The sequence below is a fragment of the Pseudoxanthomonas sp. 97-1-1 genome (assembly GCF_057773125.1).
Window position 1 is genome coordinate 748,798 of sequence record NZ_JBYMTJ010000001.1, and the last position, 23,128, is coordinate 771,925.

Genomic DNA, 23,128 nt, shown 5'->3' on the forward strand with positions numbered 1-23,128 from the left:
GGGTGGGCAGGGGCACGGACGCCCGCCCACCACGGCATGTGCGCTCTGTGACACAGCGCATGAATGTGCCGCCAAGACCGTCGGCAGATGTGGGGGACCGTGACAGGGCAGATGGGGCGCGCTTGCTAGAATCGCCCGACCCCTGAACCCCTGGATTCTCCTGATGCCCAGCCCGCGCCCCGCTCTCGGCCGCCCCACCCTGATCGCCTTCGCCCTCGTCATCGCGCTGGGCGCCCCCCATGCCGAAGCGCAGCGCAAGAAGCGCGCGACCACCCCCGCCGTGAGCGCGCAGTGCACCGACTTCTATACCGCCACCAATGCGGACTGGCTGAAGAACAACAGCCTTCCCGCCGGTGCCGGCAGCGTCAGCGTGCTGGGCGCCTTCCGCGAGCGCACCCTGGAGCAGCAGCGCGCACTGCTGGATGGGGCCATGAAGGCACCGCAAGGCAACGTGCAGAAACTGCTCGGCGACTTCTGGGCCAGCGGCCTGGACGAAGCCGCCGTGGAAGCGGACGGTTCCAGGCCCATCGCACCGCTGCTTGACCGCATCAACGCCATCAAGAAGCCCAAGGATGTAGCGCCGGCCATCGCCGCGCTGCACCAGGTCGGCGTGCCGGTGACCTTCAACTTCAGCCCGGACGTGGACCTGCAGGCGCTGGACCGCCACATCGGCTACTTCATGCAGGGCGGCCTGGGCCTGCCCGACCCCGCCTACTACACCCGCACCGACGCCGACACGCGCGAACTGCTGGGCCGCTACCGCGCCTACGTGAAGCAGGTGCTGGCCCTGACCGGCACGCCGGCCAACAAGCTGGATGCCGAGTCCGCGCTGGTCATCGACCTGGAAACCAAACTGGCACAGGTGTCCAAGCCGCTGGTGGACCTGCGCAGTCCGTTCGCCAACTACGCGCCGGTGCCGACCAAGGATCTGGGCAAGCAGTACCGCAACCTGCAACTGGATGCCTTCCTCAAGGTGCAGGGCGTCACCGACGACACCGTCTCCATGGCCGACCCCGCGCTGTTCAAGCGCCTCGATGGCCTCGTCGGCAGCCTGAAACCGGATCAGTGGAAGGCCTACCTGCGCTGGCGCGTGGGTGACGCCATGGCACCGTACCTGGCAAAGCCCTTCCGCGATGCCGAATTCGAATTCCGCGGCCGCGTGCTGCGTGGTGAAGCCGTCCCGGCACCGCGCTGGCGCCAGGTGCTGGATGCCGTCAACCTCGCCGCCGGCCCGATGCTGGGCAAGGAATACGCCGAGCGCTACGTGCCCAGCGAGCACAAGCGCCGGGCAGAGCAGATCGCCGGACAGGTGCGCGACGCGCTGGGCCGCGGCATCGAACGCAACACCTGGCTGAGCGAGGCCGCAAAGGCCGAAGCCAAGGCCAAGCTCGACAAGCTGAAGATCGAAGTCGGCACGCCCAAACGCGACCTGGACTACAGCGTGCAGCCGATGGGCCGTGGCAGTTTCGGCGGCAACATGCTGATCGCGTCCACCTGGCGCCACCGCGAGGAAATGAAGCGCATCGGCAAGGGCAACGCCGACCGTCGCTGGGACGTGCTGCCGCAGCAGCCCGCGCTGGCCTACGACCTGGCCCAGAATCGCTTGATCGTGACGGCCGCCGTGCTGCAGGAAGAGATCTTCGACGCGAAGCAACCGGCTGCCGTGCAGTACGGTGCGTTCGGCGCACTGGTCGGCCACGAGCTGAGCCGCGGTTTCGATGGCAAGGGTCGCATGGTCGATGCCAAGGGCCAGCTGCGCGACTGGTGGAGCGCAGCCGATGTGGCCGCGTGGAATGCACTGGGCAGCAAGGTGGCAACGCAGTACGGCGCTTACGCATATCCGGGGCTGAAGAACGTCAAGGTCAACGGCACGCTGACTCAGGACGAGAACCTGGCCGACCTGGCCGGTGTGGAACTGGCGTGGGACGCCTTCACCACCGCCGAACCGCAGGCCAATGCCGCCGCCAGGCAATCGTTCTACAAGGCATGGGCCACGCTGTGGGCGCAGAACCTGTCCGAAACCGAAGCCGCCCAGCGCGCCGCCGTGGACGTGCATGCACCGGGCCAGTGGCGCGCCAACGGTCCGCTCACCCAGCAACCGGCCTTCGCCCAGGCCTTCACCTGCAAGGCGGGCCAGCCGATGCAGGCGAAGGAAGCGGACCAGGTCCGGATCTGGCGCTGAGCCGGAAACGTCACCCTGACGAAAACGGCGCGGATATCCGCGCCGTTTTTTTGTTGCTGCCGCCCGCCTTATTTCACGACGCGCATCCGCGGCGGACCCCGGCGGCGTCCACCTAACGGTGGCTGGCCGCGCCAGTAGCGGATCATCAACCACCCGAACAGCATGCCGCCGAGATGCGCGAAATGCGCCACGCCGGGCTGCAAGCCGGTGAAGCCGAGCACCAGGGCGAGGACCGCGTAGAAGAGCACCAGCGTGCGTGCCTTGATCTCCATCGGCAACGGAAACACGATCATCCGCTGATTGGGGAACAACATGCCGTAACCCAGCAGCAGGCCGAACACGCCACCGGATGCACCGACCGTGGCGTATGGCAGCGCGCCGGCGGACACCATCCACCATCCCACGATCAGCTGCAGCAGGCCTGCGCCCACGATGCACACCAGGAAGTAGGTCAGGAACCGCTTGGGGCCCCATGTCTGTTCCAGCGACGAACCGAACATGTACAGCGCCAGCATGTTGAACAGCAGGTGCGTCAGGCCGCTGGTGTCGTGAAGGAACCCGTACGTCAGCAACTGCCATGGCATGAAGCCATGGCCCACCGGCCACAACGCGAACCATGCCTGGAACGCATTGCCCAGCATGAGCTGCAGGAGGTAGACGCCGACATTGGCAATCAGCAGGTTTCGGGTGACGGGAAGCAAACGGGGAAACATGGCGGGCCTCGGGACTGTCGCGTCACATCATAATCGGCGGCGCGTCACCGTGCGCCAGGCCCCCACAGGGCGGCATCGAGGTCGTCTTCCCTGCGCGGGCGTTTCACGCGCCCGTTCTCCACCTTCACACCTTCCGCGCGCAGGCGCTGGCTCTGTTCGCGGAACGCCTTCGAGCCATCAGGGAACGCGATGCGCCCATCCGACCGCAGCACGCGGTGCCACGGCAGCGTGGCATCGTCGTTCTGGCTGAGGATGCGCGCGGTGAGCCGTGCACGGCCAGGCAATCCCGCGCGGTGCGCCACTTCCCCATAGCCTGCCACCTGTCCGCGCGGAATGGCGCGAATGACGGCCAGAATGCGATCTTCGGGAGACTTGGCGCTCATGGCGGATTAGCATAGCGGCATCGGCAACACGGGAGTACACCATGCAGAACTTCGAACAGGTGCGCGGCTACCTGCATTCCTCCGGCTACAAGGTGGCGATGCACGACGCCTACGTGGCCTGCGTGGAACTGTCGCTGGACAACGGCAAGCGCCACCAGTCCATCTTCCTTTCGGAACTGGGCAACGACGACGAGCGCGGCTACCTGCGCGTGAGCACGGTGATCGCACCGATGACCGGCATCGACGCCAAGCGCGCACTCAAGTTCAACTGGCAGAGCAGCGTGGGCTACCTGGCCATCGGCGAGCTCGACGGCGTGCCCTACCTGCAGCTGTGCGAGAACCGTCCCTACGAAAGCCTCAACCCGGCGGAAGTGGACCGGCTGGTGCTGGAGATCGGCGGCCTGGGCGACAGCATGGAGCGTGCCCTCTCCGCCGAAGGCGACCTGCTGTAGGGCGGGCCCAGGCCCGCCATCGCGGAGTCGAAACAGAAAACGCCGGGCAAGCCCGGCGTTTTTCGTTTCAGCAGCTACGCAGATGCATCACGCCCAGCCGATCGCTTCCAGCAGGCGCAGCAGGCCGTAGGCGATACCGCCGGCCGCCGGGATGGTCAGCACCCACGCCCACAGGATGCGTTCGATCACGCTGAATTTCAGCGCACGCGGATTCTTGGCGAAGCCCACGCCCATGATGGCGGTCGAGATGCTGTGCGTGGTGGACACGGGCATGCCGAAGTGCGCGGCCACGGTCAGGATGGTGGCCGAGCTGGTTTCCGCTGCGAAGCCGTTGATGGGATGCAGCTTCACCATCTTGTGGCCCAGCGTCTTGATGATCTTCCAGCCACCGGACGCCGTGCCCAACGCCATCACGATGGCGCAGGTGATCACGATCCACATCGCGATGTCCTGCTCGCCGGCCGGACCCGGGTGCAGGAACGCCAGCCAGCCCGGCAGGTCGTCCAGCGCACCACTGGCTTCGGCGCCGAACAGCGTCAGCGCGATGATGCCCATGGTCTTCTGCGCATCGTTGTGGCCGTGCGCGTAGCCCATGTAGGCCGCCGACAGGATCTGCGCCTTGCCGAAGAACCTGTTGACGAAGTGCGGGCGCGCCAGTCGCCCCAGCCAGCCACCGGCACGCGACAGCAACGCGATCAGGCCCCACAGCGCCACCATCACCAGGATGCCGAGCAGGAAGCCTGCCACCGGCGAGGTGACCATCGGCAGCACCACCTTCCACAGGATGCCCTTGTTCTTGGTCCAGTCGCCCACCGTCTCGGACCAGATCAGTGCCGCCCAGTCGTTGTGGGCGGCGGCAAGCGCAGCACCGCACAGGCCACCGATCAGGGCATGCGACGACGACGACGGCAGACCCTTCCACCACGTGATCAGGTTCCACACGATGCCGCCCAGCAGCGCACACAGGATCACCTGCGAGGTCACCTGCACCACGTCGGTGTTCACCAGGCCGGAGGCGATCGTCTTGGCCACGGCGGTGCCCATCAACGCGCCGATCAGGTTCATGCCGGCCGCCAGCATCACCGCCTGGCCCGGCGACAGCACCTTGGTGGCCACGACGGTGGCGATGGAGTTGGCGGTATCGTGGAAACCGTTGATGAACTCGAAGACGAGCGCGGCCAGGATCACCACCAGCACGAGGGTCAGCATGATGGTGCGCCCTTAGCTGTTCTTCAGCACGATCTGGTACGCCACCACGCCGGCCTCGCGGCAGCGGTCGATGGCCTTCTCCAGGATCTCGAAGAATTCCTTCAGCAGGAACATCTGCAGGTGGTCCAGGCGGCCGGAATAGATGTCGCGGTACAGTTCCAGCATCAGCCGGTCGGCTTCGTTCTCGATCGCGCGCAGCTTCTCGTTGAGCGAGGTCATGCGATCGATGTTCATCTTCTTGATCTCGTGGACCATCTCCACGACCACGCTGGCCGCCTGCTCCAGCATCGCCGCGCGTGGCGCGAAGTCGATGCCGTCCAGGTGCTGGATGGCCAGCGAGTAACGGTCGGCGAACTTCTCGACCTGCTTCGGGATCTTGTACAACGCCGAGCCCAATGCCTCGATGTCCTCGCGCTCGATCGGCGTGATGAAGCTGTCCACCAGCGCCTTGCCGATCTTGTCCGAGGCCGCGCGCTCGCGCAGGCGCGCCAGCTTGAAGGCATCGAGCGCCGGCTGGCGGTCGGTGGCCTTCATCATGGTGTGCAGGGCCTTGGTGCTGTCGTGGGCGGCTTGGGCGGCCTCGTCCAACAGCGTGTAGAACTGCTGGCCGGAGCCGAAGATCGTCTGGAGGGAGAACATCGGGCGGTCCCACCGTCACGGGATGGACGGCTTCAGGGGCGGAATTATGACCGTTTCATGACGTTTCCGGACAGTCGGGGGCACGGGAACGGGGCAGCGCAGGCAGGTCCTGGCCAAATATCGCGTTCAGCTTCACGCATCCGTCCGCCGGGCGTTTGCTAAACTCGCCGCGCGCCCACCGGGTGCACTCTATGGACGACGACCCTACTTCCCCCCACTGTCCCCCGCGACAGACCCCGCCCGCCCTGCCGGCCCTCCCCGCCTTGAACGGAGGCTGCCGTGCTTGAGCTGCTCATCGTCGCTTTCCTGATCGTCATCAACGCCTTCTTCGCCCTGTCGGAGATGGCCCTGATGACGTCGCGCAAGCTCAAGTTGAAACAGATGGCACAGGAGAGCCGCGGCGCCCGTGTCGCCCTGCACCTGGCCGAGCACCCTGATAACCTGCTGTCGACCGTGCAGGTCGGCATCACTGGCCTGGGCATCCTCACCGGCATGTTCGGTGGCGACGCCATCGGCCAGATGATCGCCGATTGGCTGGCCGGCATCTGGCCCGACGCCCAGCGCTACACCACGGCCATCGGCACCGCATCCGCCGTCACGCTGATCACTGCAAGCTCGGTGATCTTCGGCGAACTGATCCCCAAGCGCCTGGCGCTGACCAATGCCGAAGTCATCGCGTCGGCCGTGGCCATTCCGCTGGACTGGCTGTCGCGCATCGCGCGGCCGGTGGTGTTCGTGCTGGGCGCGATCAACCGCGGCGTGCTGCGCATGCTCGGCATCCGTGACGACAACCGCAATGCGGTGACCGAAGAAGAGATCCGCATGCTGGTGACGGAAAGCCACGAGCAGGGCGTCATCGATGTCGACGAACGCAACATGATGAACCGCGTGCTGCGCTTGGGCGACCGTACTGCCGACAGCCTGATGACGCCGCGCAAGCGGATCGTCTGGCTGGATGTGGCCGCCAGCTACAGCGAGAACCTGGAAACGATGCGGGAATCGCAGTTCTCGCGCTTCCCCGTCTACCGGGGCAGCGACCAGGACGTGGTCGGCGTGCTGGAGGTGAAGACACTGCTGGACCGCTTCGCCGATCCGTCACCGGAGATCTTCCGCGACCTGCGCGATCCGCTGTTCGTTTCCGAATCCACCCACGCGATGAAGCTGCTGGAAATCCTGCGCGAGGAACAGCAGTCGCTGGCACTGGTGGTCGACGAGTACGGCGAGATCCAGGGCCTAGTGACCCTCAGCGACCTGATGGGTGCCGTGGTCGGCCGCCTGCAGGCCAGCGAGAACACCGAGGATGCGCCCTTGGTGGTGGTGCGCGACGATGGTTCGCTGCTGGTGGATGGCTCGCTGCCGAACGATGACCTGCGTGAGCTGCTCGGCGGCGTGGCGTTGCCGGACGACGACGAATACAACACCCTGGCCGGCATGATGATCGAACGCTTCGGCCGCATCCCGCATGTCGGCGAACGGCTGGACTGGGCGGGCTGGCGTTTCGAGGTCGTGGACCTGGACGGCGCCCGCATCGACAAGCTGCTGCTGCAGAAGCTGCCGGAAACCGACGGCGAAGACCTGGCCGTCTGACATGAGCCCCGATGCGACACCCCACACGAGCACGGTGACGCTGCTCGACGGCTTCGCCACCGGCGATCCCGACGATGTGCTGCGCCTGGGCGACCTGTTGAAGGACTTCGGCCCGGCCGCCTTCGGCATGCTGCTGTTCCTCGGCGTGCTGCCCGCCTTCATCCCGGTCCCGGGCGTGGGCGGCGCCATCGGTGGCCCGATGGTGATCCTGGTGGGCGCGCAACTGCTGCTGGGCATGCGCAAGCTGTGGTTGCCGCAGTTCCTGGCCCGCCGCGGCCCGCATCGCAGCGCGATGATGCGTTTCCGCCAGCGCATGGCACCCTGGCTGCGTCGTCTGGAGAAGCTGGTACGCCCGCGCATGGCCACGTTCCTGGACAACCGCATCGCGCTCAGCTTCACCGGCTTGCTGCTGATCCTGCTGGGCCTGCTGCTCGCGCTGCCGATCCCGTTCACCAACTACGTGTTCGGCATCCTGCTGCTGCTGTTCGCCCTGGCACTGCTGGAACGCGATGGTGCGCTGCTGCTGGTGGCGTGGGTGGCGGGCGGCATCGCCATCGTGGTCTTCGGCTTCCTGTCCGGCAACCTGGTCGAATCGCTAACCACACTGTTCGCGCGGTGGTTCTGACGCTTCCTGCTTTTGTAGGAGCGACGTAAGTCGCGACCGGAGCAATCAAACTGCTTTAGAAAAAAGAGCGCGCTGGTAAGGTCGGGCGATGCATCATCGCGTCATGTCATGGCGCACGGTCGCGACTCACGTCGCTCCTGCAACAGCGCCCTCTTTCAGGCCACGAGTTGCGCGAATTCGGCTGCGGTGACGGGATACCCCAGCCAGTAGCCCTGCGCCAGGTCGCAACCGCGCTCGCGCAGCAGGTTGAACTGGCCTTCCTTCTCCACGCCCTCCGCCACCACGGTGATGCCGAGCGAATGCGCCATCGCGATGATGGCCGTGGTCAGCGCGAGGTCGTCGGGGTCGCGCAGCATGTCGGCGATGAAGCTGCGGTCGATCTTCACGCCGTCCACCGGCACGCGGCGCAGATGGCTCAGGCCGGAAAAACCGGTACCGAAATCGTCCAGCCAGACCTTCACGCCAGTGCGATGCAGCGTGGCCAGCAGCGCGCTGGCGTGTGCCTCGTCGCTGATGACGGCGGTCTCGGTGAGCTCGAGGTGCAACCGCGATGCCGCCAGCCCGGTATCGCGCAGGCACTCGGCTACGACGTCCGGCAGGTCGCCGCTGCGCAATTGGCGCGGCGACACGTTGACCGAGACGAACAGCGGATCCAGCGCATCGCGATCGGTACCCCAGCGCGCGGCGGCCGTGCAGGCGGCCCGCAGGACGCGCGGACCGATGCTCTCGATCAGCCCACTCTGCTCGGCCACGTCGATGAAGACCGATGGCGCCACCATGCCCAGCTCCGGGTGCTGCCAGCGCAGCAGCGCCTCGGCACCGACGATGCGGCTGTCGGCCATGCGGAACACCGGCTGGTACATCAGGCTCAGTTCGCCACGCTCCCACGCGCCGCGCAGTTCCTGCTCCATCCGCACGCGACGCTCCACGGCCTGGTCCATCGCGCGGCTGTAGAAGCGGTAGCAGTTCTTGCCTGCCACCTTGGCCTGGTACATCGCGATGTCGCCGTTCTTCATCAGGGCGGTCGCACCGGATGCATCTTCCGGGAACAGGGTGATGCCGATGGACGTGCCCAGGAAAACCTGGCGGTCCTGCACCACGATGGGACGGCCCAGTTCGGCCACCAGTTTCTCCGCCAGACGCGTGGCGCTGCTGCGCACATCGCCGTCCTGGATCAGGATGACGAACTCGTCGCCGCCGAAGCGCGCCAGCAACGCGTCATCCCCGCCCATCAGGTCCACCGCATCGCGTATGCGGTGCGCGAACTGCTGCAGCACTTCGTCGCCGGCCTCATGGCCCAGCGTGTCGTTGACGCGCTTGAAGTCGTCGATGTCGGCGAACAGCAACGCCAGCTGGCGGCCCGCGCCGCGCAGCATCATCAGGCGGTGGTCCAGGCTTTCGCGGAACGCCAGCCGGTTGGTCAGCCCGGTCAGCGAGTCGGTGTACGCCATGCGGCGCACGTCGCGGTCATGCCGCGCGATGCTGTCGCTCATGGTGCCGAATGCACGCACCAGTTCGCCGACTTCGTCCTGGCGTTCGCTGGCCATGCGCTCGCCGTTGTAGTTACCCACTTCGATGTCGTGCGCCGCACGCGCCAGTTGCCGGACCGGCCGGATCAACGTGCGCTGCACGTACAGCATGATCGCCACGCAGGCGGCGACCAGCGCGGCCAGCAGCAAGGCGATCCAGCCAAGGTGGCGCGCGCCGAGTTCGTTGAGGCGCGCCCGCGCGGCCGCGATGGCCTTCTCCTCGTATGCCCGCACGGAGGCGACCGAGTAACCGACGCGTACCCCGCCGATGCGTTCGCTGCCGATCATGATGGGTTCGGACACGTCCACGATCTGCGCCGACCACTGCGTGTGCATGCTGCGGGCGTTGACGGCCTCGTAGGCCAGCGGGTCGGTCATCGTCTGTCCGTAGACGGCGATGTCCGCCGTTCCGTCGTGGATGATCCTGCCCTGGTTGTCGTACACCAGCACGTAGCTCACGTCCGGTTCTTTCTGCGCCGAACGCACGATGCTGCCGATCGCGTCCAGGTCGAAGTAGTACAGCGGATTGGCCAGTGCATCCCCAAGCTGGTCCACCGTGGCCTCGCCATGCCGGCGCAGGCTGTCCTCGACCATGCCGTGCATGGCGTCGCGCCCGAGGTCGGCGACTTCCTGCTGCATCACCTTCTGGCGGTGCAGCAGCGTCGCGAGCAGGGCGATGACCACGACCAGCATGATCGCCATCGCGGCCAGGAAGCGCGCCTGCAGGCCGAAGCGCAGCGCCCTCACTCCACCTGCTCCCTGACGCGGGCGACGCCACGGCGCAGGTTGTCCAGCGCCTGCTGCGATGCCGGATCCACCGGCAGGAACCGGGTGGTGCGGAAAAAGACGTTGAGCGCGTCGCGGGCAGCGGGATCGTTCGCCGCCTCCAGCAGCACCTCGCGCAGGCGCGCTTCCACCGCGGGGTCGAGGTCGCCGCGCACCATCTCGAGTGCGCGCGGGAAATCCTGGGTTTCGTGGATCACGCGGAAGTCGCGCCGGAAGCCCGGCGGCATGCGCCGCACATCGTCCCAGTCGAGGTTGCTGACCACGCCCGCATCGACCAGGCGCTTGTGCACCCAGGCCGCGATATTGAGCTCTGAGCGCGCGAAGACATAACCCACCGAATCCGCAGAGGGGCGGTCCATCGGCGAGAGCAGGATCTCCATCCGCTGGCCTGCATCCAGCAGGGCCACGGAGGGTGCGAAATAGGCGCTGGTCGAGGCGGTGTTCTGGAAGGCCACCGTACGGCCCTTGAGATCGGCCAGCCGCTCCAGCCCGCTGTCGCGGCGGACGAAGAACACGCCGTGGTAGCGGCTCACGCCCCCGCGTTCGGTCAGCAGCATCGGGCGCGCACCTGCACGCTCCTGCAGCCGCATGCCGGTGCCTGCCGTCTCGGTGACCCAGTCCACCCGGCCACGACGCAGGTAGCTGGTCATCTGCTGGGTATCCCGCGCCATCAGGATGCGACCTTCGGTGATGCCCACGTCACGCATCCGCGGCACCACGTAGTCGAGCAGCGGCTTGAGCTGCTCGTAGTGGGCCTTCGGGTCGTCGCTGATGCGTCCCAGAACCAGGACGCGTTCGTCACCGGCGGCGCTGGCCGGCGCGACGCTTGCGGGTAGCAGTGCTGCGCCGATCGCGGCCAGCGCCAGGCTGAACCAGGTTGTACGCAACGATAGGCGCCCGCCGAAACGATGGCGGCAGCCTAGCGGAAAACGTGACCTTAAGACAGTGATCCGGCGCCACCACTGCCCGCCAGCCGGGCCATGCGCTGCGCATCGGCCAGGATGCCCCGCAGCAGGCGTACCTCCTGCTCGTTCAGATCGGCCTTGTTGAACAGCCGCCGCAGCTTGCGCATGGCCGAATCCGGCGTGCGCCCCTTGTGGAAATCGATCGCATCCAGCGTCTCGCCCAACTGGAGGAAGAAGCCCTCCATGTGCGCGTGGCTGGCGGGCGCTTCATCGGGCGGTACGACCACGGCATCCGCCACCTGCGTGCGCTCCAGCAGCGCGAGTCTCAGCTCGTAGGCCAGGACCTGCACGGCCGCCGCCAGGTTGAGCGAGCTGTACTCGGGATTGGCCGGGATGTGCACCGCCGCGTGGCAGAGCTGCAGTTCCTCGTTGCTCAGCCCGGTGCGCTCCCGGCCGAACACCAGGGCCACCTCACCACCCGTCGCGGCACGCCCGACCGCGAGGGCAGCCGCCTGCCGTGGCGCATGTTCTTCCAGTTGCACGCGACGGCTGCGGGCGGTGCAGCCGAGCACCAGCTGGCAGTCGGCCACGGCGTCGGCCAGCGTGGCGACCACGGTGGCATCGGCCAGCAGGTCGTCCGCCCCGGCCGCGCGCCGGTACGCCTCTTCCGCGGGGTAGTTCTCGGGCGCCACCAGCACCAGCCGCGCCAGGCCCATGGTCTTCAGCGCGCGGGCGGCCGCGCCGATGTTGCCGGGGTGCTGGGTGCCCACCAGCACGACGCGCAGGCGGGCGGAGGCGGCCAGGGAAACGGGATCGGTGAAGGAAACGGGCGTGTTCATGGGGGCAAATGGTAAACTGCGCGGGCCGGTCTCCGCGCCGTGCTGTTCTTTTCCACTTGTTCGCCCCACCCCACGCCTGTCCGAGGTTCGTTCGCATGCAGAAGCCCGTCGTCACCGTCATGACCAAGGCAGCCCGCCTGGCAGGCAACGTGCTGTTGCGCAGTATCAACAAGCTGGATGCGCTGAACGTGGTGCAGAAGGAGCGGATGGACTACGCGAGCGAAGTGGACGCCGATGCCGAGAAGGTCATCATCAAGGAACTGCGCCGCGCCTATCCGGACTACGGGTTCGTGGGCGAGGAAAGCGGCGCGCAGATCAACGGCCGCTACACCTTCGTGATCGACCCGCTGGACGGCACCAGCAACTACCTGCGCGGCTTCCCGCACTACTGCGTGTCCATCGCCCTGGTGGACAACGGCGAACCGACCGACGCGGTGATCTTCGACCCGCTGCGCAACGACCTGTTCACCGCCAGCCGCGGCGCCGGCGCGCAGCTCAACGAGCGCCGCATCCGCGTGGCCGACCGCAAGGAACTGGCCGGCACTGTCATCACCACCGGCTTCCCGCCGCGCGAACGTGCCCGTGCCGGCGCCCAGCTGGAGTGCGTCCGCGAATTGCTGGTGCACGCCGAGGACATCCGTCGCACCGGCTCGGCCGCGCTCGATCTGGCCTACGTTGCCTGTGGTCGTGCCGATGCCTACTTCGAAGCCGGCGTGAAGGACTGGGACATCGCCGCCGGCGTGCTGCTGGTCCGCGAAGCCGGCGGCAAGGTCTGCGACTTCCGTGGCGCCGCCCTGGGCAAGATCGACGGCCGCACCGCCCTCCCCCGCCAGATCGTGGCCGGCAACCTCAAGGTCGCCGAAGCGCTGCAGAAGACCATCGTGTCGTCGGGTTACGCGACGGCATTCAACGCGTGACGCCCGATGGGCGGGCTGTCGTAGGAGCGACGTAAGTCGCGACCGCGCATCCAGGGCGCCAGGGACACCCGCTACACGCGCCGATCCCAGCCGGTCGTGTCTCACCGATCCATCCGATGGTCCAGCCGTGCGGTCGCGACTGACGTCGCTCCTACACAAGACAACGCCACGAAAAAGGCCGCGCAATGCGCGGCCTTTTTCTTTGGGAAACCGCGCTGCTTACGGACGACGCGCCAGCAGCGCCTCGTCCTTGGCCTTGGGCATCAGGTCCTGCTTGGTGACCGTCAGGAAGCCGATGGTCAGCAGCGGACAGGCCACGAAGATCGACGAGATGGTACCCAGCACGATGCCGATCATCTGCGACAGCGCCATGCCTTCCAGCGAACCGCCGCCATACAGGTACAGCGCGAACACGGTCAGGAACGCGACGAACGAGGTGATGATCGTGCGCGACAGCGTCTGGTTGATCGAACGGTTCAGGATCTCCATCGGCTCGGCGCGCAGGTTGCGGAAATTCTCGCGCACACGGTCGAACACCACGATCTTGTCGTTGATCGAGAAGCCCATCACCGACAGCAGACCGGCCAGGATGGTCAGGTCGAACTCGATGCCGCTGAAGGCGAAGAAGCCGGCCACGATCAGCACGTCCGCCAGGGTGGTGACGATGGCGGAGACGGCAAACTTCCATTCGAAGCGCACGGCGATGTAGATCAGGAAACCCACCACCACGAACAGCAGCGTGTACAGGCCGTTGAGCGCGAGTTCCTTGCCGACCTGCGGGCCGACGAACTCGCTGCGCATCACCGTCGCCGTGTTGCCTTCACTGGAAGCCAGGCGCAGCACATCCTGCGCGGTGCGGTCGCTGGCCTCGGCGCCGGCCGCCGTGCCGGCGTCCTCGCGCGGCTGCAGGCGCACCAGCAGGTCGCTGCCGGTACCGAACGTCTGCACCTGGGCGCTGCCGTAACCGCCGGCTTCCAGACGCTCGCGCACGCTGTCCACGTTGGGCGGGGTCTGGAAGCGCAGTTCGACCACCGTGCCACCGGTGAAATCCAGCGCGAAGTTGAAGCTCTTGAACGCGATGGCGCCGATCGCGGCGATCGCCAGCAGCGCGGCGATGCCGATGGACACCCAGCGCACGCGCATGAAGTTGAAGTTGGTGGTGTGCGGGATCAGCCGCAACGGGAAAAGGCTCATCTTCTGTCTCCCGTCAGATGGCGATGGACTTGATCTTGCGGCGGCCGCCGTAGATCAGGGTGGCGATGCCGCGCGACACGGTGACCGCGGTGAACACGGACGTCAGGATGCCGATGACCATCGTCACGGCGAAGCCCTTGAGCGGGCCGGTGCCGAAGGCATACAGCGCCACGCCCGCCAGCAGCGCGGTCATGTTGGAGTCGAAGATGGTGCCCGACGCCTTGTCGTAACCGGTCGCGATGGCGGCCTGAGGTGGCACGCCCGCCCGCAACTCCTCGCGTATGCGTTCGTTGATCAGCACGTTGGCGTCCACCGACATGCCGATGGTCAGCGCCAGGCCGGCGAAGCCGGGCAGCGTCATGGTGGCACCGAACAGCGACATCACCGCCACCACCATCACCAGGTTGAGCAGTAGCGCGATGCAGGTGATCAGGCCGAACATGCGGTAGTACACCAGGAAGAACGCCAGCGCGAACACGAAGGAGAACACCACCGCCTTGGTACCGCGGGCGACGTTCTCGGCGCCCAGGCTGGGGCCGACCACGCGCTCCTCGATGAAGTCCATCGGCGCGGCCAGCGAGCCGGCGCGCAGCAGCTTGGCCAGGTTGTCGGCCTCGGTCTTCTCCAGGCCGGTGGTCTGGAAATTCTTGCCGAACACGCCGGCGATGCGGGTCGGCGCCAGCGCTTCCTCGCGCACGCGAACGCTGCGCACTTCCTTGCCGTCGACCATGGTCACGGTCGGCACGCGTTCGATGTACACCACCGACATCAGCTTGCCCACGTTGGCGCTGGTGTAGTCGAACATGCGCTGGCCGGCGATGTTGTTGAGGGTCACGTCCACGGCCGGCAGGCCGTTGTTGTCCACGCCCACGCGGGCGTTGACCATTTCGTCACCGGACGCCAGCACGCGCTTGTTCAACAGCACCGGACCGGCGTTGTCGCGCAGCTGGTAGACCTTGGCCTCCGGTGGGATGCGGCCGCTGGCCACAGCGTCGGCGGCATTGCCTTCCACCACGGCGCGGAACTCCAGCGTCGCGGTCGCGCCGATCAGGCGCTTGGCCTCGGCCGTATCCTGCACGCCGGGCAGCTGCACGACCACGCGGTCGTTGCCCTGGCGCTGGATGATGGGCTCGGACACGCCGATCTCGTTGATGCGGTTGCGCAGCGTGGTCAGGTTCTGCTCGATCGCTTCGCTGGCGATCTGCTCCAGCTCCGCCTGCGGCAGGCCGATGGTGATCTGGTTGCCGGCGGCCTGGTAGGTCAGGCCCGAACCCGTGGCCAGCGTGCCGCCCGTGTTGCCGCGTGAGCTCAGGGTCTGCGCCAGCGCCTGCTGCGCGGCGGCAACGTCTTCGCCATCTGCCAGCGTCACCACGATGCTGTTGTCGGGGCGACGTTCGACCGCCGTGTAGCGGACGCGCTTGTCGCGCAGGGTGACGCGGGTGTCTTCCAGATAGCCGTCGACGCGCTTGTCCAGCGCCGCCTTCTGGTCGACCTGGAGCACGAAGTGCACGCCGCCCTGCAGGTCCAGGCCCTGCACCATCGGACGCGCACCGACATTGCCCAACCAGTCCGGCACGGTGGAAGCCAGGCTCAGCGCGACCAGGTAATCCTGGCCCAGCGCCTCGCGCAACGCGTCGTTGGCCGTGGTCTGTGCCTCCAGGCTGGGCAGGCGCACGAGCATGCTGGCGGCCTCGGTATCGACCTCCTTGGCCTGCACGCCCGCATCCTTCAACGCGGCATCCACGCGGCTGCGCAGCGCGGCGTCGATGGCGAAACCGCGATTGGCGGTGATCTGCACGGAGGGATCCTGCGGATACAGGTTGGGCAGCGCATACAGTGCGCTCGCCAACACGACGATCAGGATCAGGACGTATTTCCAGCGAGGGAATTCAAGCATCGTGGCGACCCGCGCAGGCCCTTCCCGGGCACGCGCTCAGCAATGGTTCGGAAACAGCGGGAATCCGTCCTGCCGCATGCACGGCAGGGCGGAGGAGGCGGATCAGGCGGACTTCAGCGTGCCCTTCGGCAGCACGTTGCCCACGGCGGCCTTCTGCACGCGCACGCGCACGTTGTCGGCCACTTCCAGGGTGACGAAGTTGTCGCCGATGTCGGTGACGGTGCCGGCGATGCCGCCGGACGTGATGACCTCGTCGCCCTTGGACAGCTTGTCCAGCATCGAGCGGTGTTCCTTCGCGCGCTTCATCTGCGGGCGGATCATCAGGAAGTACATGACGGCGATCAGGGCGATCGGCATCAGCAGGCCGAAGCCGCCCATGCCCTGCGGGGCCGGCGCGGCCTGCGCGAACGCGGGGGCAATGAAGAAATCAAGCAGATTCATGGACTTGTCCATTCAGTATTAAAAGCAGCCGGGGATTATGCCATGCGCGGCAGGGGGCCGCCCGGGCTACCCGCTGGCCCGGACCGGAAAAGACCGCGACAGCGCCGGATGGTTCCCGGCCGAGGGCGAAAACCGCCCCGCGCCGGGGCGCCATGGAGCCGCCAGCGGTGCCCTCGCCTCCTACAGGGGCATGGGTTCCGCGCCCCGGGCCGCGTAGAAGGCGGCCCGGAAATCGGAGAACCGCCCCTCCGCGATGGCCGCACGCATCCGCGACATCACCTGCTGGTAGTACCAGAGGTTGTGCAGCGTGCCCAGCATGGGGGCCAGCATTTCGTTGCAGCGATCCAGGTGGCGCAGGTAGCTGCGGGTGAACCCGTTGCGGCAGGCATAGCAGCCGCACCCCGGTTCGATCGGCTGTAGATCGTGCTCGTACTTGGCGTTGCGGATGCGGACCGTGCCGAACGAGGTGAAGTAGTGGCCATTGCGTGCGTTGCGGGTCGGCATGACGCAGTCGAACATGTCCACGCCGCGCGCCACCGCCTCCACGAGGTCTTCGGGCCGGCCGACGCCCATCAGGTAGCGCGGCTGGTCCTCCGGCAACTGCGGGCAGGTGTGTTCGAGCGTCGTGTCGCGTTCCTGCTCGGTCTCGCCGACCGCGAGGCCGCCGATCGCGTAGCCGTCGAAGCCGATCGCCTTCAGGCCGTCCGCCGAGCGCGAACGCAGGTCGTGGTGCACGCCGCCCTGCACGATGCCGAACAGCGCCGCGTCGTTGCCTTCGTGCGCGCGCTTCGAGCGCTCCGCCCAGCGCAGCGACAGCTCCATCGATCGCTCGATGACGCGCGGGTCCACCGGCTTGCCATCCACGTTCACCGGCGGGCACTCGTCGAAGATCATCACGATGTCCGAACCCAGCACACGCTGGATGTTCATGCTCTCCTCGGGGCCGAGGAACACCTTGCTGCCATCCACCGGCGAGGCGAACGTCACGCCTTGCTCGGTGATCTTGCGCCGGTGCGCCAGCGAGAACACCTGGAAACCGCCGGAGTCAGTGAGGATCGGCTTGTTCCAGCGGGCGAACCCGTGCAGGCCGCCATGCGCGCCGATCACGTCCAGTCCCGGCCGCAGGTACAGATGGAAGGTGTTGCCGAGGATGATCTCGGCGCCCAGGTCCTCCACGTGTTCGGGCAGGATGCCCTTCACCGACCCGTAGGTGCCCACCGGCATGAAGGCCGGCGTCTCGATCGTGCCGCGCGGGAAAGTCACGCGGCCGCGGCGGGCGGCGCCATCGGTGGTGAGCAGGTCGAAGGACATGCGGCTCATGCGGACACCATGCCGCGCGCCCGATCTCCGTCATTCCGGCGGAAGCCGGAATCTACTTTGCTGTTGGTGTTGCGGTCGGAAGCCAGAATGAAAATGGTTGACCCGCCATTCGGCGGTTGAAAGCCCGGCGTTCGCCGGAATGACGGCACGATTTCTGACGCGGCATGAGCACGACTCATCTGGCTTCCTCCGGGAACAACAGCATCGCGTCTCCATACGAAAAGAACCGGTATTGCTCGCGCACCGCATGGGCGTAGGCGGCGAATACCCGCTCCTTGCCGGCGAACGCGCTGACCAGCATCAGCAGCGTGCTCTCCGGCAGGTGGAAGTTGGTGACCATCGCGTCCACGCTGCGGATGCGGTAGCCGGGGAAGATGAAGATCTGCGTCTCGCCCGCGAACGGCTGCAGTTCGGCGTCGCCGGCTTCCGTACGGCGTGTCGCCGACTCCAGCGCGCGCACGACAGTGGTGCCCACGGCGATGACGCGCCCGCCCCGGGCACGCGCCGCGCGCACCTGCTCGACCAGCGCCGGGCCGACATTGAGCCACTCGCTGTGCATGCGATGCTCGTGGATGTTGTCCACGCGCACCGGCTGGAAGGTGCCCGCGCCCACATGCAGCGTCACGTGGCCGAATTCCACCCCACGCTCGCGCAGCGCGGACAGCAGCGCATCATCGAAATGCAGGCCAGCGGTCGGTGCCGCCACTGCGCCCAGTTCCCGCGCAAAGACCGTCTGATAGCGCTCGTCGTCGTCCTGGCCGGGATCGCGCTGGATGTAGGGCGGCAACGGCAGCCGCCCGGCCGACAGCAGCCAGCTTTCCAGCGAATCCGGCACATGGAAGCGCAACTGGTAGAACTCGCCGTCACGACCCACCACGTCCGCCTCGCCACCGGCATCCAGCTGGATGCGGCTGCCCGGCTTGGGCGATTTGCTGGCGCCGATCTGCGCACGCGCGGCGTTGTCCGGCAGCAGGCGCTCGATCAGGATTTCCACGCGCCCGCCGCTTTCCTTCTGCCCGAACAGGCGCGCGGGAATCACGCGGGTGTCGTTGAACACCAGCAGATCGCCGGGCTGTACCCATTCCGGCAGGTCGCGCACATGGCGATCGGCGAACGGCACGTCACCCGGCGGCACCACGAGCAGCCGGCTCGCGGAACGCTCGGCCAGCGGCGCCTGCGCGATCAGCGCATCGGGCAGGTCGAAGTGGAAATCGGACTTCTTCACGGTTGGGGCCTTGCGGGGGCGTGCATTGTACGTGAGCGGACCCGGACGCCCTGCCGTCAGCGCTCGAACTTGGTCGACAGCACGATCGACGAGGTGGTGCGCTCCACGCCTTCGAGCGCGCCGATGCGGTCGGTCAGCAGGTCCATGTCGCCCACGGTCGGCACCGCGCCGATGGCGATCAGGTCGTGGCTGCCGCTGACCGAATGCAGCACCCGCAGTTCCGGCATCGCCCGCAGCGAGGCGACCACCGAGGTCATCTGCTTGGGGTGCACGGCAATCATGATGTGCGCGCGCAGGTGGCTGCGGTCGTACTCATCGTGCACGCGCACGGTGTAGCCGCTGATCACGCCTTCGCGCTCCAGCCGCTCGATGCGGCTCTGCACCGTGGTCCGTGACAGGTTCAGCCGGCGCGCGATCTGGGCAGTGGAGGCCCGTGCGTTCTCACGGAGCATTGAGAGCAGTTGCTGGTCGGCGTCGGTGAGTTTCATGCGGCAGCTTGAGTTTCGTCGAATCGACGAAATATCCTCTAAATCAGCGCAGTTCACAACTGTCAAATGACGAATTATTCCCGATAATAACGGTTTGCCGCTTGCTGCCGGAGGATTTCCATGGCCCTGATTGACCACCTCGCCCCGCTCCGCGCCCACCAGGGCCAGCGCCTGACCCACGGCCTGGACGATGCCGCCATCGAGCGCCTGGCAAAGACCCATCCGGACCTGACCGCCGTCATCGAAGCGGCCGCAGCCGAACATGCCCGCCTGAAGGACGAGTTCGCCGAACTGTTCGACCTGGATGAGGCCGAGCAGCTGCGCGCCGTGCAGGCCGGCTACGTCAACTTCTACGCCGAAGACGCCATCAACCCCTACATCGCGCTCGCCGCGCGCGGCCCGTGGGTCGTCACCCTCAATGGCGCGGTGCTGTACGACGCCGGCGGCTACGGCATGCTCGGCTTCGGCCACACACCGGCCGCCGTGCTGGACGCGATGGCGCGCCCGCAGGTGATGGCCAACATCATGACCCCCAGCCTGTCGCAGCTGCGCTTCGACCGCGCCCTGCGCAAGGAGGTCGGCCACACCCGCGGCGGCTGCCCGTTCGCGAAGTTCCTGTGCCTGAACTCCGGCTCCGAGTCCGTCGGCCTGGCCGCGCGCATCGCCGACATCAACAGCAAGCTGATGACCGATCCGGACGGCCGCCACGCCGGCCGCACCATCAAGCGCATCGTGGTGAAGGGCAGCTTCCACGGCCGCACCGAACGCCCGGCACTGTATTCGGATTCCTCGCGCAAGTCGTACCAGCAGCACCTGGCCAGCTACCGCGGCGAGGATTCGGTCATCGCCATCCCGCCGTACGACGTGGATGCGCTGAAGCAGGCGTTCGCCGATGCGGAGGCCAAGGGCTGGTTCGTCGAAGCCGTGTTCCTGGAGCCGGTGATGGGCGAAGGCGACCCGGGCCGCTCGGTGCCGCCGGCGTTCTACGCCGCTGCGCGCGAGCTGACCCGCAGCCACGGCAGCCTGTTCCTGGTCGACTCGATCCAGGCCGGCCTGCGCGCGCACGGCGTGCTGTCCATCGTCGACTACCCCGGCTTCGAAGGCCTGGACGCGCCGGACATGGAGACCTACTCCAAGGCACTGAACGCCGCGCAGTACCCGCTGTCCGTGCTCGCCGTGAACGAGCGCGCCGCCGGTCTGTACCGCAAGGGTGTGTACGGCAACACCATGACCACCAACCCGCGTGCGCTGGACGTGGCCTGCGCCACCCTGGCCCAGCTGACCCCGCAGGTGCGCGAGAACATCCGCAAGCGCGGCCTCGAAGCCGTGCAGAAGCTGCAGCAGCTGCAGGCGGAACTCGGCGGCCTGATCACCAACGTGCAGGGCACCGGCCTGCTGTTCTCGTGCGAACTGTCGCCCGCCTTCAAGTGCTACGGCGCCGGCTCCACCGAGGAATGGCTGCGCCAGCAGGGCCTCAACGTCATCCACGGCGGCGCCAACTCGCTGCGCTTCACGCCCCATTTCGCCATCGACGGCGAGGAACTCGACCTGCTGGTCGGCATGGTGGGCAAGGCGCTGCGCGAGGGTCCGCGCATCAGCCAGGCCGCGGCGGCCTGATCGGAAAGCGGACCCCAAAGAAAAGGCGAGCCTCGGCTCGCCTTTTTCTTTCCTGCAACCGCCCGCCTCGCCTTACGGCTTCTGCGTGGCGAAGCGCTCCAGCGACGCCTGGATCAGCGCTTTTGCTTCCTTCGCATCGCCGTAGCCGTTGAGCTGCACCGGATTGCGGCCCTTCGGCAGGTCCTTGTAGACGCGGAAGAAGGCCTCGATGCGCTGGCGCTCGATCTCCGGCAGGTCGGCCAGGTCATGGATGCCGGCATAGGTCGGGTCGATCTTGTCGGTGGGTACGCCGATGATCTTCTCGTCGTGCTTGCCGTCGTCGAGCATGCGCAGCACGCCGATCGGCCGGAACTTCACCAGCACGCCCGGATGCAGCGGCTCGCGCGTCAGCACCAGCGCATCCAGCGGGTCGCCGTCGCCGGCCAGCGTGCGCGGCATCGAGCCGTAGTTGGCGGGATACGCCACCGGCATCGACTGGAAGCGGTCCACGAAGACCAGCCCTTCGTCGTTGATCTCGTACTTGGTGAAACTGCCCGCGGGGATCTCCACCGCCAGCAGTACCTCCTCCGGCGCCGCCTTCGGCTGCTGGGCGAGGAACGGGTGGCGGATGTGCGCTTCGCGAGCGAGGGCGTTCCCCGCGCAAAGGGCGAGCAGGAACATCAGACAGACACGACGCATGGCAGGCCTCGTTGTAGGAGGGGCTTCAGCCCCGACAGAATGGATTCGGAAAAACTCGGCAGTCGGGGCTGGCTTTCAACAGCCGAATGGCTGGTCAGCCCCTCCTACATGAGTCGCATCATTCCCAGCACCGGTCGGCGCGGCCCTTCAGGGTCTCTGCGCGGATGCACGTACGTTCTTCGATGCGGCCTTCCGCGTGCTCGACGAGCTGCTTGCCCGCCACCCCACCATCGACGAGGTCGAAGGCATCGTAGAGGCGGCCCGTCGCCGTGCGCGCCTCGTAACGCAGACGCGGACCGTCGAAGCGCAGCACCTGGAAAAGCTGGGTGTCCTCGGCGACGGGCCGCATCGTCTTGCGCGCCTCGTCGGAGAGCCGGTACTGCTTGGCGCCGGTGACGGACACGACGAACACCGGCGTCGGCGCTTCGTTCTTGAGGCGGCCGTAGACGTGATCGTGGCCCTGTAGCACCAGGTCGACCTTGCGCCTGCGGATCACCGGCAGCAGGTGCTGGCGCAGCAGCACGTTGTCGCGGCCTTCACGCGGGGAGAAGAACGGCTGGTGCGTCAGCACGATGCTCCAGCGCTTCGGATGGCTGGCAAGCACGCCGTCCAGCCATCTCGCCTGCGCCTTCGCTGTCCCGAGATCCAGTGCCGACGTACCGTCGATCACCACCACGCGCACGTCCTGGTAGTCGAACCAGTAGGTCGTGCGCTTCGCCTGCGCCACGCCGTTGCCCGGCAGCGCGAAGGTCACCGGCCAGTGGGCGCCCAGTACGCGGCGTTCCTGCGGCGTGTCCTCGAACTCCTCGAAGTACTCATGGTTGCCCGGCGCCGGCGCGACCACCAGCGAGGTCGGCAGCACTTCGTTCGCTTCGAACCACTCGCCCCACTCGTTGTCGTCTTCGCCATCGCCGCCGCTGACCAGGTCCCCGGCGAACAGGGCCAGGCGCGCATCCGGCGCTGCCCGCATCGCTTCGCGCACGACCCGCGTGGTCAGGCTGACGTTCTTGTTCTGGGTATCGCCGAAGTACAGCAGCGTCAGCGGCGAGCCCGTCGTCGCGGCCGTGCGGGTGTGGTGCCACGCGCTCCAGGTGAGGTCGCCCTGCACGCGCCAGGCGTACAGCGTGTCGGCCTGCAAGCCGTCGATGTCCGCGCGATGATGGTGCGCATCGCCGTTCTCGGTCTTCAGTGGGATACTGGTCGCGGTGATCCGGCGTGGCTCACCCATGTCGGGCGAATCGCCCGCGACGACGATCTCCAACTGCGGCGCGCTGACACGCGCATCCGTGCGCCACGCAACCGAGAAACCATTGGCCGCGTCCTGTGCGGGCGAGGCCACGATGCGGTCCGGGAACCCGCTGGGCGCATGGCGCACCACGCCCTTCGGCACGCGTGTGTTCGGTTCGGGCTGACGCGTCGTCGCTTCCTGCGCGAGCGTCGCCGCGCAGGTCCCCAGCAACAGCACGGCCAGCACCCACTTCATCCCCGCATCCCCTGCCCGC

21 protein-coding genes are annotated in these 23,128 nt (G+C 67.1%); 6 read left to right on the top strand and 15 right to left on the bottom strand.

Annotation, left to right across the window (positions count from 1 at the left end; genetic code table 11):
- Positions 1 to 163 precede the first annotated feature (163 nt).
- Positions 164 to 2,182 (top strand): M13 family metallopeptidase, encoded by a 2,019-nt coding sequence (locus AC3DET_RS03590; RefSeq protein ID WP_488390735.1) that lies wholly within the window; start codon positions 164 to 166, stop codon positions 2,180 to 2,182.
- A gap of 68 nt (positions 2,183 to 2,250) precedes the next feature.
- Here AC3DET_RS03590 and AC3DET_RS03595 read toward each other — a convergent pair whose 3' ends face one another.
- Together AC3DET_RS03595 and AC3DET_RS03600 are read right to left on the bottom strand one after the other, a co-directional pair.
- On the bottom strand, positions 2,251 to 2,895 hold the full coding sequence (locus tag AC3DET_RS03595; protein WP_488390736.1) for a rhomboid family intramembrane serine protease: 645 nt from the start codon (positions 2,893 to 2,895) through the stop codon (positions 2,251 to 2,253).
- A 44-nt stretch (positions 2,896 to 2,939) separates the two neighbouring features.
- A complete protein-coding gene (locus AC3DET_RS03600) occupies positions 2,940 to 3,278 on the bottom strand; it encodes an MGMT family protein (RefSeq protein ID WP_192200535.1) in 339 nt (112 codons plus the stop codon).
- Between the two features lie 41 nt (positions 3,279 to 3,319).
- Between AC3DET_RS03600 and AC3DET_RS03605 the strand changes: the two genes are divergently transcribed.
- On the top strand, positions 3,320 to 3,730 hold the full coding sequence (locus AC3DET_RS03605; RefSeq protein ID WP_192200534.1) for a hypothetical protein: 411 nt from the start codon (positions 3,320 to 3,322) through the stop codon (positions 3,728 to 3,730).
- Positions 3,731 to 3,817: 87 nt separating this feature from the next.
- On the opposite strand, the gene AC3DET_RS03610 is transcribed toward AC3DET_RS03605, so the two are convergent.
- Entirely contained in the window at positions 3,818 to 4,939 is a 1,122-nt protein-coding gene (locus AC3DET_RS03610) for an inorganic phosphate transporter (protein ID WP_488390737.1), read from the bottom strand.
- 12 nt (positions 4,940 to 4,951) lie between these two features.
- Positions 4,952 to 5,578: a DUF47 domain-containing protein gene (locus tag AC3DET_RS03615; RefSeq protein WP_056878267.1), complete on the bottom strand. Its 627-nt coding sequence runs from the start codon at positions 5,576 to 5,578 to the stop codon at positions 4,952 to 4,954.
- 279 nt (positions 5,579 to 5,857) lie between these two features.
- Between AC3DET_RS03615 and AC3DET_RS03620 the strand changes: the two genes are divergently transcribed.
- Both AC3DET_RS03620 and AC3DET_RS03625 read left to right on the top strand, forming a co-directional pair.
- Positions 5,858 to 7,165: a hemolysin family protein gene (locus tag AC3DET_RS03620; protein ID WP_488390738.1), complete on the top strand. Its 1,308-nt coding sequence runs from the start codon at positions 5,858 to 5,860 to the stop codon at positions 7,163 to 7,165.
- Position 7,166: 1 nt separating this feature from the next.
- On the top strand, positions 7,167 to 7,790 hold the full coding sequence (locus tag AC3DET_RS03625) for an exopolysaccharide biosynthesis protein (RefSeq protein WP_488390739.1): 624 nt from the start codon (positions 7,167 to 7,169) through the stop codon (positions 7,788 to 7,790).
- A gap of 155 nt (positions 7,791 to 7,945) precedes the next feature.
- Here AC3DET_RS03625 and AC3DET_RS03630 read toward each other — a convergent pair whose 3' ends face one another.
- From AC3DET_RS03630 to AC3DET_RS03640, 3 genes are read right to left on the bottom strand one after another with little or no spacing between them, the layout of a single operon-like run.
- On the bottom strand, positions 7,946 to 10,066 hold the full coding sequence (locus AC3DET_RS03630; protein WP_488390740.1) for a putative bifunctional diguanylate cyclase/phosphodiesterase: 2,121 nt from the start codon (positions 10,064 to 10,066) through the stop codon (positions 7,946 to 7,948).
- Positions 10,063 to 10,992, bottom strand: coding sequence for a phosphate/phosphite/phosphonate ABC transporter substrate-binding protein (locus AC3DET_RS03635; protein WP_446537535.1), 930 nt, complete (start codon positions 10,990 to 10,992; stop codon positions 10,063 to 10,065). The genes AC3DET_RS03630 and AC3DET_RS03635 overlap by 4 nt, the downstream gene beginning before the upstream one ends.
- Before the next feature lie 50 nt (positions 10,993 to 11,042).
- On the bottom strand, positions 11,043 to 11,849 hold the full coding sequence (locus tag AC3DET_RS03640) for an RNA methyltransferase (protein ID WP_446537536.1): 807 nt from the start codon (positions 11,847 to 11,849) through the stop codon (positions 11,043 to 11,045).
- Positions 11,850 to 11,944: 95 nt separating this feature from the next.
- Here AC3DET_RS03640 and AC3DET_RS03645 point away from each other — a divergent pair, with 95 nt between their 5' ends.
- Complete coding sequence (locus tag AC3DET_RS03645) at positions 11,945 to 12,766, top strand: inositol monophosphatase family protein (protein WP_488390741.1); 822 nt, start codon at positions 11,945 to 11,947, stop codon at positions 12,764 to 12,766.
- Between the two features lie 219 nt (positions 12,767 to 12,985).
- Here AC3DET_RS03645 and secF read toward each other — a convergent pair whose 3' ends face one another.
- The 6 genes from secF to AC3DET_RS03675 form a co-directional block, all read right to left on the bottom strand.
- Positions 12,986 to 13,960: a protein translocase subunit SecF gene (secF, locus tag AC3DET_RS03650; RefSeq protein ID WP_192200528.1), complete on the bottom strand. Its 975-nt coding sequence runs from the start codon at positions 13,958 to 13,960 to the stop codon at positions 12,986 to 12,988.
- Between the two features lie 13 nt (positions 13,961 to 13,973).
- Positions 13,974 to 15,857, bottom strand: a complete 1,884-nt coding sequence (secD, locus tag AC3DET_RS03655; protein WP_142123749.1) for a protein translocase subunit SecD — start codon at positions 15,855 to 15,857, stop codon at positions 13,974 to 13,976.
- Between the two features lie 102 nt (positions 15,858 to 15,959).
- Positions 15,960 to 16,298, bottom strand: a complete 339-nt coding sequence (gene yajC / locus AC3DET_RS03660) for a preprotein translocase subunit YajC (RefSeq protein WP_192200526.1) — start codon at positions 16,296 to 16,298, stop codon at positions 15,960 to 15,962.
- Between the two features lie 180 nt (positions 16,299 to 16,478).
- Entirely contained in the window at positions 16,479 to 17,618 is a 1,140-nt protein-coding gene (tgt, locus tag AC3DET_RS03665; protein WP_488390742.1) for a tRNA guanosine(34) transglycosylase Tgt, read from the bottom strand.
- Between the two features lie 175 nt (positions 17,619 to 17,793).
- A complete protein-coding gene (gene queA / locus AC3DET_RS03670; protein ID WP_488390743.1) occupies positions 17,794 to 18,843 on the bottom strand; it encodes a tRNA preQ1(34) S-adenosylmethionine ribosyltransferase-isomerase QueA in 1,050 nt (349 codons plus the stop codon).
- Between the two features lie 56 nt (positions 18,844 to 18,899).
- Positions 18,900 to 19,331, bottom strand: a complete 432-nt coding sequence (locus tag AC3DET_RS03675; protein ID WP_337730336.1) for an Lrp/AsnC family transcriptional regulator — start codon at positions 19,329 to 19,331, stop codon at positions 18,900 to 18,902.
- Between the two features lie 120 nt (positions 19,332 to 19,451).
- Here AC3DET_RS03675 and AC3DET_RS03680 point away from each other — a divergent pair, with 120 nt between their 5' ends.
- On the top strand, positions 19,452 to 20,948 hold the full coding sequence (locus AC3DET_RS03680) for an aminotransferase class III-fold pyridoxal phosphate-dependent enzyme (RefSeq protein WP_488390744.1): 1,497 nt from the start codon (positions 19,452 to 19,454) through the stop codon (positions 20,946 to 20,948).
- A gap of 72 nt (positions 20,949 to 21,020) precedes the next feature.
- On the opposite strand, the gene AC3DET_RS03685 is transcribed toward AC3DET_RS03680, so the two are convergent.
- Both AC3DET_RS03685 and AC3DET_RS03690 read right to left on the bottom strand, forming a co-directional pair.
- Positions 21,021 to 21,608, bottom strand: a complete 588-nt coding sequence (locus tag AC3DET_RS03685) for an inorganic diphosphatase (RefSeq protein ID WP_488391164.1) — start codon at positions 21,606 to 21,608, stop codon at positions 21,021 to 21,023.
- Between the two features lie 136 nt (positions 21,609 to 21,744).
- Complete coding sequence (locus AC3DET_RS03690) at positions 21,745 to 23,109, bottom strand: purple acid phosphatase family protein (RefSeq protein WP_488390745.1); 1,365 nt, start codon at positions 23,107 to 23,109, stop codon at positions 21,745 to 21,747.
- Between the last annotated feature and the right edge of the window lie 19 nt (positions 23,110 to 23,128).

Excerpts from the sequence above, each read along its gene's own strand:
- AC3DET_RS03690 (WP_488390745.1), bottom strand. The coding sequence starts at position 23,109 with ATGAAGTGGGTGCTGGCCGTGCTGTTGCTGGGGACCTGCGCGGCGACG.
- tgt (WP_488390742.1), bottom strand. The coding sequence starts at position 17,618 with ATGAGCCGCATGTCCTTCGACCTGCTCACCACCGATGGCGCCGCCCGC.
- AC3DET_RS03605 (WP_192200534.1), top strand. The coding sequence starts at position 3,320 with ATGCAGAACTTCGAACAGGTGCGCGGCTACCTGCATTCCTCCGGCTAC.
- AC3DET_RS03640 (WP_446537536.1), bottom strand. The coding sequence starts at position 11,849 with ATGAACACGCCCGTTTCCTTCACCGATCCCGTTTCCCTGGCCGCCTCC.
- AC3DET_RS03595 (WP_488390736.1), bottom strand. The coding sequence starts at position 2,895 with ATGTTTCCCCGTTTGCTTCCCGTCACCCGAAACCTGCTGATTGCCAAT.
- AC3DET_RS03615 (WP_056878267.1), bottom strand. The coding sequence starts at position 5,578 with ATGTTCTCCCTCCAGACGATCTTCGGCTCCGGCCAGCAGTTCTACACG.
- AC3DET_RS03675 (WP_337730336.1), bottom strand. The coding sequence starts at position 19,331 with ATGAAACTCACCGACGCCGACCAGCAACTGCTCTCAATGCTCCGTGAG.
- AC3DET_RS03645 (WP_488390741.1), top strand. The coding sequence starts at position 11,945 with ATGCAGAAGCCCGTCGTCACCGTCATGACCAAGGCAGCCCGCCTGGCA.
- secD (WP_142123749.1), bottom strand. The coding sequence starts at position 15,857 with ATGCTTGAATTCCCTCGCTGGAAATACGTCCTGATCCTGATCGTCGTG.
- secF (WP_192200528.1), bottom strand. The coding sequence starts at position 13,960 with ATGAGCCTTTTCCCGTTGCGGCTGATCCCGCACACCACCAACTTCAAC.
- AC3DET_RS03625 (WP_488390739.1), top strand. The coding sequence starts at position 7,167 with ATGAGCCCCGATGCGACACCCCACACGAGCACGGTGACGCTGCTCGAC.
- AC3DET_RS03610 (WP_488390737.1), bottom strand. The coding sequence starts at position 4,939 with ATGCTGACCCTCGTGCTGGTGGTGATCCTGGCCGCGCTCGTCTTCGAG.
- AC3DET_RS03600 (WP_192200535.1), bottom strand. The coding sequence starts at position 3,278 with ATGAGCGCCAAGTCTCCCGAAGATCGCATTCTGGCCGTCATTCGCGCC.
- AC3DET_RS03680 (WP_488390744.1), top strand. The coding sequence starts at position 19,452 with ATGGCCCTGATTGACCACCTCGCCCCGCTCCGCGCCCACCAGGGCCAG.
- AC3DET_RS03590 (WP_488390735.1), top strand. The coding sequence starts at position 164 with ATGCCCAGCCCGCGCCCCGCTCTCGGCCGCCCCACCCTGATCGCCTTC.
- yajC (WP_192200526.1), bottom strand. The coding sequence starts at position 16,298 with ATGAATCTGCTTGATTTCTTCATTGCCCCCGCGTTCGCGCAGGCCGCG.
- AC3DET_RS03685 (WP_488391164.1), bottom strand. The coding sequence starts at position 21,608 with ATGTTCCTGCTCGCCCTTTGCGCGGGGAACGCCCTCGCTCGCGAAGCG.